The organism is Paenisporosarcina sp. (assembly GCF_057785155.1).
Map to the genome: position 1 here is coordinate 84,048 of NZ_JBYNRN010000023.1, position 12,660 is coordinate 96,707.

Annotated in this window: 15 protein-coding genes; 6 read left to right on the plus strand and 9 right to left on the minus strand. The window is 36.6% G+C overall.

The window, feature by feature from the left end; all coding sequences use genetic code 11:
- The first annotated feature begins 20 nt into the window (after positions 1-20).
- The 4 genes from AC3EA5_RS09185 to AC3EA5_RS09200 all read left to right on the plus strand — a co-directional run bounded on the left by AC3EA5_RS09185 (position 21) and on the right by AC3EA5_RS09200 (position 3,055).
- On the plus strand, positions 21-923 hold the full coding sequence (locus AC3EA5_RS09185; protein ID WP_488608051.1) for an aldo/keto reductase: 903 nt from the start codon (positions 21-23) through the stop codon (positions 921-923).
- Between the two features lie 165 nt (positions 924-1,088).
- Positions 1,089-1,601 carry a DUF3231 family protein gene (locus tag AC3EA5_RS09190; RefSeq protein ID WP_488608052.1) on the plus strand — a complete coding sequence of 171 codons (513 nt, stop codon included), beginning with the start codon at positions 1,089-1,091 and terminating at the stop codon, positions 1,599-1,601.
- A 71-nt stretch (positions 1,602-1,672) separates the two neighbouring features.
- Positions 1,673-1,900: a hypothetical protein gene (locus AC3EA5_RS09195; RefSeq protein ID WP_488608053.1), complete on the plus strand. Its 228-nt coding sequence runs from the start codon at positions 1,673-1,675 to the stop codon at positions 1,898-1,900.
- Positions 1,901-1,915: 15 nt separating this feature from the next.
- Positions 1,916-3,055, plus strand: a complete 1,140-nt coding sequence (locus tag AC3EA5_RS09200) for a zinc-dependent alcohol dehydrogenase (RefSeq protein ID WP_488608054.1) — start codon at positions 1,916-1,918, stop codon at positions 3,053-3,055.
- Positions 3,056-3,340: 285 nt separating this feature from the next.
- Here AC3EA5_RS09200 and AC3EA5_RS09205 read toward each other — a convergent pair whose 3' ends face one another.
- The 3 genes from AC3EA5_RS09205 to AC3EA5_RS09215 all read right to left on the minus strand — a co-directional run bounded on the left by AC3EA5_RS09205 (position 3,341) and on the right by AC3EA5_RS09215 (position 4,844).
- Positions 3,341-3,493, minus strand: a complete 153-nt coding sequence (locus AC3EA5_RS09205; RefSeq protein ID WP_488608055.1) for a YfhE family protein — start codon at positions 3,491-3,493, stop codon at positions 3,341-3,343.
- Positions 3,494-3,565: 72 nt separating this feature from the next.
- Positions 3,566-4,357, minus strand: coding sequence for a cytochrome c oxidase assembly protein (locus AC3EA5_RS09210; protein ID WP_488608056.1), 792 nt, complete (start codon positions 4,355-4,357; stop codon positions 3,566-3,568).
- On the minus strand, positions 4,344-4,844 hold the full coding sequence (locus AC3EA5_RS09215) for a DUF2243 domain-containing protein (protein WP_488608057.1): 501 nt from the start codon (positions 4,842-4,844) through the stop codon (positions 4,344-4,346). Before AC3EA5_RS09215 ends, AC3EA5_RS09210 begins: the two co-directional genes overlap by 14 nt.
- Before the next feature lie 431 nt (positions 4,845-5,275).
- Here AC3EA5_RS09215 and AC3EA5_RS09220 point away from each other — a divergent pair, with 431 nt between their 5' ends.
- Complete coding sequence (locus AC3EA5_RS09220; protein WP_488608058.1) at positions 5,276-5,749, plus strand: RDD family protein; 474 nt, start codon at positions 5,276-5,278, stop codon at positions 5,747-5,749.
- Positions 5,750-5,793: 44 nt separating this feature from the next.
- Here the strand turns inward: AC3EA5_RS09220 and AC3EA5_RS09225 are convergent, their stop codons facing one another.
- The gene (locus tag AC3EA5_RS09225) at positions 5,794-6,330 is read right to left on the minus strand and encodes a GNAT family N-acetyltransferase (protein WP_488608059.1); all 537 of its coding nucleotides are present in this window, start codon (positions 6,328-6,330) and stop codon (positions 5,794-5,796) included.
- Positions 6,331-6,787: 457 nt separating this feature from the next.
- Here AC3EA5_RS09225 and sda point away from each other — a divergent pair, with 457 nt between their 5' ends.
- Positions 6,788-6,910, plus strand: a complete 123-nt coding sequence (gene sda / locus AC3EA5_RS09230) for a sporulation histidine kinase inhibitor Sda (RefSeq protein ID WP_394188921.1) — start codon at positions 6,788-6,790, stop codon at positions 6,908-6,910.
- A 51-nt stretch (positions 6,911-6,961) separates the two neighbouring features.
- On the opposite strand, the gene AC3EA5_RS09235 is transcribed toward sda, so the two are convergent.
- From AC3EA5_RS09235 to AC3EA5_RS09255, 5 genes are all read right to left on the minus strand, one after another.
- Entirely contained in the window at positions 6,962-8,059 is a 1,098-nt protein-coding gene (locus AC3EA5_RS09235; protein WP_488608060.1) for an alanine/ornithine racemase family PLP-dependent enzyme, read from the minus strand.
- Positions 8,056-9,144: an N-acetyltransferase DgcN family protein gene (locus AC3EA5_RS09240; RefSeq protein WP_488608061.1), complete on the minus strand. Its 1,089-nt coding sequence runs from the start codon at positions 9,142-9,144 to the stop codon at positions 8,056-8,058. The genes AC3EA5_RS09235 and AC3EA5_RS09240 overlap by 4 nt, the downstream gene beginning before the upstream one ends.
- 150 nt (positions 9,145-9,294) lie before the next feature.
- Positions 9,295-10,347 (minus strand): ATP synthase beta subunit C-terminal domain-containing protein, encoded by a 1,053-nt coding sequence (locus AC3EA5_RS09245; RefSeq protein WP_488608210.1) that lies wholly within the window; start codon positions 10,345-10,347, stop codon positions 9,295-9,297.
- Positions 10,348-10,370: 23 nt separating this feature from the next.
- Positions 10,371-12,032, minus strand: coding sequence for a M3 family oligoendopeptidase (locus tag AC3EA5_RS09250; protein ID WP_488608062.1), 1,662 nt, complete (start codon positions 12,030-12,032; stop codon positions 10,371-10,373).
- Positions 12,033-12,163: 131 nt separating this feature from the next.
- Positions 12,164-12,637 (minus strand): NUDIX hydrolase, encoded by a 474-nt coding sequence (locus AC3EA5_RS09255; protein WP_488608063.1) that lies wholly within the window; start codon positions 12,635-12,637, stop codon positions 12,164-12,166.
- Positions 12,638-12,660 lie beyond the last annotated feature (23 nt).

Here is a 12,660-nt window from a genome sequence, read left to right on the forward strand (position 1 = left end):
AACGAGAGAGGAGAATGATTATGCAACGAGTAGAACTTACAGAGGACTTATCTTTTTCTAGAATTGTTTATGGATTATGGCGTCTTTCCGATTGGGACATGTCAACGAATGATTTAGTTGTACATATTGAAAATTGTTTAAAATTAGGCATTACCACTTTTGATCATGCCGATATTTATGGGAACTATACATGCGAAAAAATATTTGGTGAAGCATTAGCACTTAAACCCGAACTGCGAAACGAGATGGAAATCGTGACGAAATGTGGCATAAAACTTATTTCAGAAAACAGACCACATCATTCGATTAAGTCTTATGATACGAGTAAGGAACATATCATCGCATCAGTTGAACAATCTTTAAAAAATCTTCAAACAAATTATATAGATGTATTATTAATTCATCGTCCGGATCCTTTCATGAATCCTGCTGAAGTGGCAGAAGCTTTTATTCAACTAAAGACCGAAGGAAAAGTGCGGCATTTTGGCGTTTCGAATTTTAAACGTTCTCATTTCAAAATGCTCCAATCCTATTTAGACTTCCCGTTACTAACAAACCAAATCGAATTGTCAGCAGTTCATCTTGAAAATTTCGAAGATGGAACGTTAGATTTATGCCAAGAAGAAAGAATTCCACCTATGGCATGGTCACCTCTTGCTGGAGGATCTATTTTTTCAAGCAAAGATGAACGCTCGTTGACTTTACGCAACACGTTAACTAAAATTGCGGGTGAAATCGGCGTTCAAGATATAGACGAAATATTGTATGCTTGGTTATTAAATCATCCAGCTCACATTATTCCAGTTGTAGGTTCAGGCAAATTGAGCAGGATTGAATCAGCAGTTCGCGCACTTGATATCACACTAACCCGCGAACAATGGTTCGACATCTTCCAAGTGTCAAAAGGACATGAAATAGCTTAATGTATTTTTATTAAAATGGACTTGAGAAAAACACCTTCTCGAGTCTTTTTTCTTTGCCCTTATTTTTTTCCTGAAATTCATCTGCATATTGGTTAGAAACTGACACAACATAAGTCAGTACGAATTTTTGTACATTCTCGATGCAATTCAAAAGGAGGAAAATAGTTGGGCATTTTATCTGGAAATTCGAAAGACGAACCCCTACATGACGGTGAAGTTTTTGGTGCTTGGTCTTATATGATATCGAATAACGGTTTGTTGTCTATTTATCAAGCATTCATCAATCATGCAGGTGACAAAGAACTTAAATCGATGCTTGAAGAAGCTGTAAGAACCATGAAAGATGAAAACCAATCGATTGGTGAACTTTTAAAAGAAAATGGTATTGCTTTGCCTCCAGCCTTACCAGATCGACCGGTTGCTTCTGCCGAGGAAATTCCGGTCGGCGCACGATTCATGGACCCTGAAATCAGTGCCGTTGTATCAGTGAATGCAGCTCAAGGTCTAGTCGCATGTAGCTTAGTTATGGGACAAGCTATACGTGAAGATATTGCCTTGATGTTTGGACAATTCCATGCAAGCAAAGCTTTATTCGGTGCCAAATTACTACGTTTAAATAAAGAAAAAGCTTGGCTCGTACCCCCACCACTTCATTACGCACCGACAGTCGCGAAGTAATATTATTCACTTACCCATGGCGATGCGCATTGGCTCGTCATGGGTTTATTTCACGAAAGGATGGTCATTCAATGGACAAAAAAGTGTTTTCAGAAGAAGATCGTAAATTGGCTTTAGGACCTTACATGGATAATCCTGAACAAGTGATGACTGATAAGATAAGTCTCTTCGATATGCATGATGACATGAAAACAGTCGATTCCATTTCGATTAATGAATTAAATAAACAAGTGATAAACGATCCGTATCGAAAAGTTACGAAAGATCCAGCTATAAATGAAGAAATTCATCCAAACTGAAAAAGAGGGATATAAATGAAAGCAGTCACTTTTCAAGGCACAAAGGATATTAAGGTTAAAGAAGTACCAGATGCCAAATTAGAAAAACAAGATGACATTATCGTTCGTATCACTTCAACTGCCATTTGTGGATCGGATCTCCACATTTATCGAGGAGCCCTTCCGACAAGAAAAGATTATGTTATTGGTCATGAACCTATGGGCATTGTTGAAGAAGTAGGTCCAACAGTAACCAAAGTGAAAAAAGGAGATCGTGTGGTTTTACCGTTTAACGTTTCTTGCGGAACTTGTTTTTATTGTAAGCATGATTTAGAAAGTCAGTGTGATAATTCAAACGATAATCCAGAAGTTGATACAGGTGGATATTTTGGTTTTACAGAAAGATATGGCAACTATACGGGCGGGCAAGCAGAATATTTGCGAGTGCCCTATGGAAATTTTATGCCTTTCGTTGTTCCACCTTCTTGCGAGTTCGAAGATGAATCGCTTCTTTTTTTATCAGACGTCCTTCCCACTGCTTATTGGAGTGTTGAAAATGCAGGGGTAAAGCCAGGGGATACGGTTTCCGTTTTAGGATCTGGTCCTGTCGGCTTAATGGCGCAAAAATTTGCGTGGATGAAAGGCGCAAAACGTGTTATTGCAGTTGATCACTTACCTTACAGATTGAAACATGCGATAAAAATGAACAATGTAGAAGCGTTTAATTTTGATGAATTTGAAGATATGGGTGCACATATTAAGGAGATAACGAATGGCGGCGTAGACATTGTCATCGATTGTGTGGGGATGGATGGGAAACTTTCGATCGTAGAAAAAGTCGAACAAAAATTAAAGCTTCAAGGTGGCACTTTGAGTGCTATTGATATTGGCTTAAATGCAGTTCGTAAGTTTGGAACCATTCAACTAACAGGAGTTTATGGTTCTCTATATAATATGTTCCCTTTAGGAAATATCTTTGAACGCAATGTGACACTAAAAATGGGACAAGCCCCTGTCATACACTACATGCCTTTATTATTCGATAAGATTACTAAAGGCGAATTCGACCCAAGAGAAATCATTACACATAAAGTACCTTTAGCAGAAGCGAGCAAAGCTTACAAAACATTTCATGACCATGAAGACGAAAGCATCAAGTTCATATTAAAGCCATAGAAAAAATGCTCTTTAGATTCTCACTAAAGAGCATTTTCGACTTTTGAAAAAAAAATGTTGATTTCCATTGCGACGGACGCTTTCCGCGGACTAAACGCCAGCCTCCTCAGCTGTTAAAAACCTATGCTTCTGCGGTTACTCGTCGCAAACGAATTGTGCACAATTCGTTGCCTGTGGGGTCTATCGTGTTTCGTTTTTCCGCAGGAGTCTTCAGAAATAGCCGACCACTTCCCATATAAAATAGTTTGGATAGTTATTATGCCCGCGAAAGCGTCCTCCGCGTTCTTACTGTTTTTGTTTGTTGGTAACTTCTATTTTATTTCTGTTCGAATGACGATCTGCTTTTTTGAATTCTTCTTGGTACAAAACTTCTTGCGTTTTTGTTAGACCATTACTTTGAGTGGTCATTTTTTCATGTGGCTCTCTGTTCTTAGACATTTTTAATTCTCCCCTTCATCACTCAATGCGAGTTTGTTCTAAACAACTTTAGATTGCCCGATTGCTTTTACTTCATACAAAGGAATGAGTGCCTGTGGATACTCGTGGTTTAGTTGATTTATACCACTGTGTACAGAAAATGAGGATAAGCAGGATTTCACTTGCATCTCCTCCGTAATACATCAACATTGAACCTTTTTCCGCATCTACTCTTGAAACGCCTTCTGGAGGATGGGCGTATAAATACTTAGACAATATCCCATGGGCAGCAAGGGCTAATAAGAGAACAATTGATCGGAATCGAAAGCTCCATTGATGAGGAAGATAGTCAAAAGAAATAATGGAAATCGTAAATAGATAACTCGCGATAAACACATGAACATGCACGAACATATGCAACAGGACGTTTTGTTGCATGAGGGCATATAAGCTAGATGTGTATAAAATCCATAGTCCACCAACGCTAATCAAAGCTGCAAATAATGGATGTGTTAACAATAGCATCGGCCAACTCTTCATCCATTCAGTTACACGTCTTGCTGTTTTAACGTCAAGCACTCGTAAAAATAAAGTTACTGGTGATGCAAAAGCGATTAATATCGGAGCGAACATCCCCAGCAGTAAATGATTAGTCATATGTGCATAGAAGTCTGAGTGAGCCTTCATTGCGAGTGGTCCAATGATGGCGCTAAGGATAAACACCACACCAAGGCCAAACGAAAAAGCTTTCCACATAGACCATGACTTTTTATAGCGTCTACTTGAGATCACCATGGCAATCAAATATAAACCGATGGCTATCATACATACGGCGATCAGTTGTAACCAAAGAATCGGTTCAGGTAGATGGTTATTTGAATGCATGATGTTCCTCCGATCTTATGTTTGTGTTCTTCAAAAGGAAATAGGCTGCGATAATCATTCCTAAAGCCGTAATATTCCACACAACATCATACGGCGTAATATCGACATTGTAGCGAATTTGATGAATCTGCATAAGTTTGTGCTGAATCGTTCCATCATAAAGTTGAAATGTCCCACCCCCTAATAATGCTCCACCAATCCAGCGTTTCATCACAAAAGCATGTCTTCGATTAAGGTCCGCTAGCATAAAGCTTGACCCAATAGTGGCAAACCAACTAAACGAGTGAAATAACCCATCCGAAACGAGTCCTATGTCCGTTGTAGATTTATCATAAAAATGATGCCAGTGTAGCAATTGATGAAAAACTGTCTCATCAATAAATGCGACAACCCCGAGTCCAAATAGAAAGCCTCCCCACAAATTTCTCGATGAATAGTTCGATTGATTTGTCAAACTCGCTTTCACATGTTTACTAGTTTTCTCCATATAATCCCCCTACTTTGTTGATAGATTTTCAACTTTGAAAAGTCATGTCTGTTTTGGAGCAACTTCAGATGCTTACATCGCTATTTTTATAGCATTCGTAACTTTCACTAGACTTGTACCAATTCGAAGAGCCAGTTTCACAACCACTCATTTTCTAACTAAGATTAGTATGAATCAAAAATGTTAATTCAAAACATATAGTAGTAATTTGAAACTTTACATAATAAAATACGTAAATCAACTAACGAAGTTAGACATAAGGAGACAAATCTAATGGAGAAGAAAAAGAAGGAAAAAGATCATTCACTGAGAGATTATATTTGGGGTGAAGTTGTAGGACAAATTTTGTGGTCTCTTTTTTCAGCACCATTTCGTCTTATATTCAATTTGTTTAAGCACTACTAATTTCACTACATTTTGGAGGAAATCAAATGAGCATCAGACAGCATGTACTTCATCCTGAATTCGGTGGATTTTGGAGCAGATTCTTCGCATCATTTTTAGATTTCATCATATTATCCATTCTTCTATTAGGATTAGGAAAATTAATAGGGTTAACAACGGATGAAGCAATGGAAGTTGTCTCAGGACTGAATGTGGGGATGGATTTAGCACAAGAACAAAGTCTTTTTTACATATTAACTATTGCGTATTACATCATTTTACCCGCCACTCCTTTACGAGCAACACTTGGAAAATTGGTTATGCGACTACAAATAGTGAATGTACAAGGAAATCGAATTTCCTTACTCCGTTCCACTGGTCGTTATCTAGCTTCCTTTGTTAGCTCTGTTATTCTTTTTGCTGGGTTTTTGTTAATTATTTTTCATCCTGAAAAACGTGGTTTACATGATTTAATGGCCAACACATATGTGATGAAGAGAGATCATTTTATAAAGAAATAACAAAACGGCAAAAGCGTTTATGCTTTTGCCGTTTATCTATTCACTTATTTCGTATATTCAATTAGCCAGCAATCTCGAAGCTCGCCTTCATGAAGTTCTTTTTGCGGTAAAACCTTCACTTTTAAAAATCCACACTTTTCGTAGCAAGCAATTGCGCGTTCGTTAACCACTTGAGGATCCATAACGATTTTGTCTGCTTGTTTTTGTTCCAATAAATATTGAACCGTAGCGGACACCACTTTCGTACCTATACCTCGATTCCAACAATCCACTTCTCCAATGAATTGATCCATGCCGAAAACTCGTTCATTCGAAGCTTCAAGTCCGTATTCTGAAAAAGCTTCCTGATCTAGTTCATAAAATTGAAGATAACCGATTTCTTTCCCTTCAAATTCAATGATACATCTTGTTTCAGCGTCATTTTGATTGAAGAATTTTTGACGTACTTTGGCCAAGTCGAATGGATTGTTTCTTCCTTCATAAAACTCTAACACAGCTGGATTTGAAAGCCATTTGGCTAATAAAGCGGCATCTTCTTTCATTAATTCTCTTAAAACCAAATCCTTTTGTTGAAATATCACAAATAATCCTCCAATACTTTTGTCTAATACCATCAATTTTTATTCCTATATTCGACAATACACAACATTCACCTTAACGTAGATTAAAAAGAACAGTCACTTTTCCGGTGAATAAAAATGAGTAAGTTATTAGAAAAGTCTGTATTTTTAGATAATAACTATTAAATGTCCTGAATATTTATTAATATTACCAATTATTTTTCCAATTCCCAAAAAAATGTTTCGACAAATTTCGCATTTTTCAAAACTGTGGATAACTTTATACACATATTTAGTGCTGCTAAATATACGGTTTGAGAAACTATACACAACTTAAACACAAGTTATCCACTGTAAACTGTGGATAACAGAACGGTTGTTCTTTGGAAATTATTTTGATAGATTAAATGTACATCCAAAATATCAATTTAAAATTCAAACTATAAATAAAACTATTAAACGGAGGTGCCTTTTTAAAATGAGTAATCTTTCATCAGAATTACTAGTAGAGTCTTACTACAAAGCAAAAGAGTTAAAATTAAGCTCAGATTTCATCAGTCTACTAGAATCAGAGATTCGCAGACGATCATTAAAAGTTTAACTTTAACCTCATAACGGAAGAAAGCACTCGGATTTGAACCGAGTGCTTTTTTTATTTATCCACAACATGTGGAGTTAACATGTTTATATATTTTTTACTTATATTTTCTGAAGTCATAAGTGTTAACAATGCACCATAATTCACGGAGAAGCTTACTTCATCGCCTACTTGCAAAGCTTCCTGCTTCGCATCCATGACCGTATGATCACTACTGGATCCGAGAATATCAATATTTAATTTCGGTGTAAGCCCAGAAATCAACACATCTTGAAATCCAACACCAAGAATAATCCTTCTGATTTCTCCTCGTTCTTCAAATTCAGGAGATATACCTAAAACATTTTGAGCAATTTCTCCATAAGGAACTGAAGGCTTCATTTTCGATTCAATTACTTCAACTACAAAAGTAAATGCATCTGTGAATAAATTCGGTATTGCCTCACGATAGAGCGTTTCTCTACCTAAAAGAATCGATTCTCCAATTCTCAAGTTATTAATCCGATTCGAGTCTTCAGCCTTAATAAACCAACTGTAGTTCGCTGAATTACCCCCAGAAACATATGGCAAAGTAATATTAAACTCAGACTCTATTTGAGTAGCTAGTAAAGAAAGTTGATTCATCTTATCTTCAGTCGGTTTAACTCCGCCGAAACAAGCAAAATTTGCCCCAATGCCAACTAAACGTATTCCTCTAAGTTGTAAAACTTCTCGCACTACATCTACTGCGTTCTCAGGCAATATACCCTCTCTTAAATCACCCATTTCAATCATCAGGACGACCTTATGAAGGACATGATGTTTAAGTGCCATTTCAGAAAGTTGTTTCATAACAATAAGTTCAGAATTTAAACTCACATCCACCGTTTGAATGACTTTTTCAATTTCGCTTAATGCAGGTGATCGCAATAAAACAAACTCTGCATTGATACCCGCATCGTGCATCCGCTTCAGATTCTTCACTTTAGAATCTCCAAGCATTTGTATCCCCTTCCCGACTAGAACCTTAGCAATTTCTGGACTCCCACATACACCTTTAGTAACACCCATTAATTCGATTCCTTTAGAACCGTATATTTTTAAAAGCATTTCAGCATTATGAGCTATTTTCGCTAGGTTTATTTCGATTCGAGGCAATTCAGAATGAGTCAATTTACAAGCGCTTTCTTTTGACGATTAGCTAATTGAGGAAACGCTGCAAGAACGCTTTCAACAAGCTTGTCACTCCCGTGTTTTAATACATCAGTAGTTGGTAAATGAAGTTGATTTTCATAAGCTACAACGACATCTTCAATTTCTTGATCTGTCATATTCTCATGGTTGATTGTAATCGCTACGACTTTGGAATCCGAAAAATTTTCAATTAGTTCTATTTCACTTTTAACAGTAGGCATTGGCATAAAGTTAAAATCACCAAGCACTTTTCTCATTGGTGGATGTTGAACAATGACAGCGCCAGGTCTTGAACCTTTTAAGATCCCACTAGAACTAATATAGGAAGGATGACTTAACGCACCTTGTCCTTCAACGATGATGATGTCTGGATTTTCATCGTCATATGCTTTCATTATTTCATTTTCAATTTCACCCGTAATATATTGTGAAGGAATAGCATCAATTGCTACACCATACTTAGCTCCTTGAATGAGACCGGTTTGTCCAGTGGCAATAAAAGCTACTTTCAAACCTTTTGCTTGTAGGGCAGCTTCAAGAATAACAGAAGTTGTTCTTTTTCCAACTGCACCATCTGTTCCTAATACAGCAACGATTGGTGTATCAATTTGTAGGATTCTCCCTGAAAAAAGATGTAAATCTTTTTTTAATGGAGGCATCCTTACATCTTCAATTCCCACTCTAAAGTGAAGAGCAGCTTGAACAAATTGCTCATCATCTGTTAGAAACTCCTGAAGTGGATTTACAATGTTCATCCCTTGTTTCATTGCCTCTAAAATAACATTGCGTTCATTTTCTTTCAAAAATGCATCGGCTGGTGCAATCCCATAAATAAATTGATCTGGAACGCTAGATAAATTTAGTAATGCATCTTCTACATTAGCGAACATAGGAATACCATTCTCTTTCCCTTCAAGCACTGCTCCTGAATCCATGCCTGCCTTCGTACTATCTATCACACCAACGATTTGATATTTGCCGGAGCTTCGAATCAAACCGTTTGCTGTTTTCCCATCCATCGTTCCAAAATGATTCTCGCAGTATATAATTGCTGTCTTCTTCATTTAGTTTTCCTCCATCCATTTTTCATGAAAGAAAAATAAATATCACAAAAAAAATACCTAGACATTCTTGTAGAACACTAACAGCCTTAAGGCGAGATTCTAGAAGATGCAAGGTATTTCATGCGATATACAGTTAATTCCATTTATTCATTATAACATAGATTCTTGAATACTACCGATATAACGTACTTGTTCAGGATTGAGGGTATCTACCCTTCCATCTAAAATAATTTCAACGTCGCGCAAAGTTTCAGTTAATGACACTTCTAACCCCTTTTGTTTTGTAAAAGCTTCTGCAACGAAAAAAGGCTGAGTAAAGTAAGATTCAAGTAATTCACCACGATTAAAAATTGTAATATCTTTCTCTTGAAGTCGCTCTTTCCCATGAACATTAACAAACGAACGTAATTCTTTATAACGTCGGAGAAGTTGTTGTGCTCTTTGTCGTAAAGAAAAATGTTTTTGATCCAAATCGATCCCTTCAACAATTGAAGATGTAGATTGTAAAGGATGAACAGCAGGATATAGATGTCTCGCTGCTAAATCAGCATCTAATTGCCACAAAGTTTCAAGAGGACCATATGGCATTTCTTCATCAACGACGTCTCCTGATATATCTACTAAAATCGTTGTAATTTCTCTCGTCGCTTGGTGAACAAGACGGTCCTGTAAATCTAACAAATCTCCTGAAATTAAATAACTTCTATCCGTGATAAATACAATTTCCGAGTCTAATTTAGTCATCATATCGAGTGCTTCTTCACATGAATGGACCACGTAGTTAGCTAGCCCAGCTAATTCCTCCATATCACTCGAAGTTGCTTCAGGCATTAATAATATCGTTTCATATGTAGATTCTTTCAAACGTTGTAACAACTCAGCTAGTATAACTAATTGCCCCATGCCTGGTCGAGCAACGATCCCTACTGTTCCTCCAGCAACCAAGGGTGCGAAAAAATCTAACACTTTAATTTGGGTTGGTATCATGTTCAACTTCACCTCTCTTAAGATCAGTTCATCCACTGTGCAGTTGGCTAAAGTGGCTAAACCAACTAATGTTCGTACTTCCGCCTTACCAAGATCAATTTTTCCTGTACATAGATTCGAGACGGTGGCTGGTCGAATCCCAATGGATTTTGCTGCCACCGTTAAGTTCGGAACTTTTCTGCGTAATAATTCTGCATTTAATCGAATGTCTTTCAACATTTCTCAACTCCTAATTCCAACTAAAAATTGTGATGGTCCACGTTATTTAACCACACTTGTACTTCCTCAAGTATAGTCGTTAAACTACCTTCTTCAAAAGGAGACATCAGATTGGCACGTGCTAGCAAATCTTCAAACGATAAGCTGCCCCCACTCTCACACATACTGATAAAAGATTGAACTGGTGGTACTCCTTCTTTTTGTTGCTTCATCCACATCTGTAAGGAACAAAAATGTGCCAAGTCATAATCAATAAAGTAAAAAGGTGTAGAGAAGATATGTCCGTATTCACAAAATCCCATGCCCCGTTCTAGAAACTCATTTTGATCGTAATCTTTTTCCGGCATATATTCCTGTTCTAGCTTTCGCCATTGTTGTTTCCGTTCTAGTGCTGTCGCTTTTGGATATTGATATAAGAAGTGTTCAAACTCATCAACCACAGATGCTATTGGCATATACATAACCCCTTGAGTTAGATGTTCATATTTATATCGATGTACTTCATCTCCGAAAAATTGTTCCATCCAAGGCCAAACTAAGCGCTCCATTATAAATGAAAACAATTCTGCAGAATCAAACGGAATAATATATTCGTGAATTTGTTTCTCTCGAGTCATATAAAATTGGAATGCATGGCCCGCTTCATGAGCAAATACACGAACATCATTTGACGTCCCATTAAAGTTGCAATACATATATGGTGCCACCTCTTGGCCAATGTAAGTCGCAAATGCACCACCCGTCTTCTCGGGTCTATTTTGAACATCCAGATGACCATACCTCATGATTTCATTATAAAAAGATGAAGTCTCCGGAGATAACTCATCAAATACATGACGATATGTAGTCAAAATTTGTTGGTAATCCCCCACCGGTTTAGGTGCAGGTGTTTGAAAGTATACATGCTCATCGTAGTATGTTAACTTCTCAACTTGTAATCTCTCTTTTTGCTTATGACGCAGATGGTTAACTAATGGAACTCCTACTTCTTTAACTTGCTTACGGTATTTTTTGAAGTCACCTTGATTGAGATTTGTACGGTGCATGCGATGGTACCCCAATTCAATATACGATGGATATCCTAATTTTAAAGCCATTTGATGTCGAACTTTAACTAATTCATCTAAAATTCGATCAAACTCTTTCTCGTTTTTTTGAAAGAATAGATACTTTGATTCAAATGCCTCTTTTCTTGTACTGCGATCTGACGAAAAAATATAAGGAATTAGTGAAGAAAGTGATATGCTTTCTCCTCTAAAAACACTTTCTGCTTTTTTGAAAATTTGCTGGTATTCTAAAATCAATTTGTTTTCTTTCTCTATTTCTTCAGCTACTTCATTATTAAATGTTTTTATTTTTATTTCCGCTAACTTAAAAAGCTGCTCACCCCACATTTTCTCCAAGTCGTCTCTAAATGTCGCCGATAAAATCGTTTCATAATAGTCATTTACTAATGAAAGATACATTGGCTCTGATTGTTGAATAGCTGCATATTCTTCTTGAGCTTTTACATTATTTAAATCACTGTAATGGTTAAGCATTCGTAAGTTCTTTGTTCCCTCATATAGCAGTCGATGTTTGTTGAGTTCTTTAAAGGAATTATTTTGCTCTTCAAACGTTTTTGCATTATTAAACGCATTTAGCAATTCATTAAACCTATCTTTTAAAAATATGGTGTCCATACGATTCCCTCCCGTTTTTCATTAATTACTTTATATCGTAATTTAAATTACTCTAAAGGTCAAATTCGATTTTTACAAACTTTACTAAACGAAAAAAAGGACCCAAAAGGATCCTTCAAATAAATTTCTAATTAAACTAAGTTTTCTAATCTTCCAAGTAAATTATACGGACCTACTTCAAATGTTTCATAAGGCGTGAAGTGTTCCGCATTCATTGAATCAAGCGTTCGCGATATCATATTAGGTCGCGTGATGTACTCCTCCATATTATCCGTTGTCAACTTTATAAATGCAGCTTCCTGTATTTCTTCGGGTTGAATCTTAATATTTCCACTTATGTATATAGCTTTAAATACAACAGACAACAATTGTTTTGTTGCATTATAATAAACTCCAGTAATCCCGAGAGGTTTAATCACGACTCCTGTTTCTTCAAAAACTTCCCTGATTACAGCTTGATCTAAAGCTTCACCTTCTTCAACTTGACCACCAGGACACTCCCATGTATCTGTACGCCAATGTGTTTTAACTAATAACACTTCTCCTCGTTCATTAGTGATAAATGCCGAAACTGCAATAATATGTTTTGGGTGTTGATGTGTCATTTTTAAATCCCCCATTGTTATAT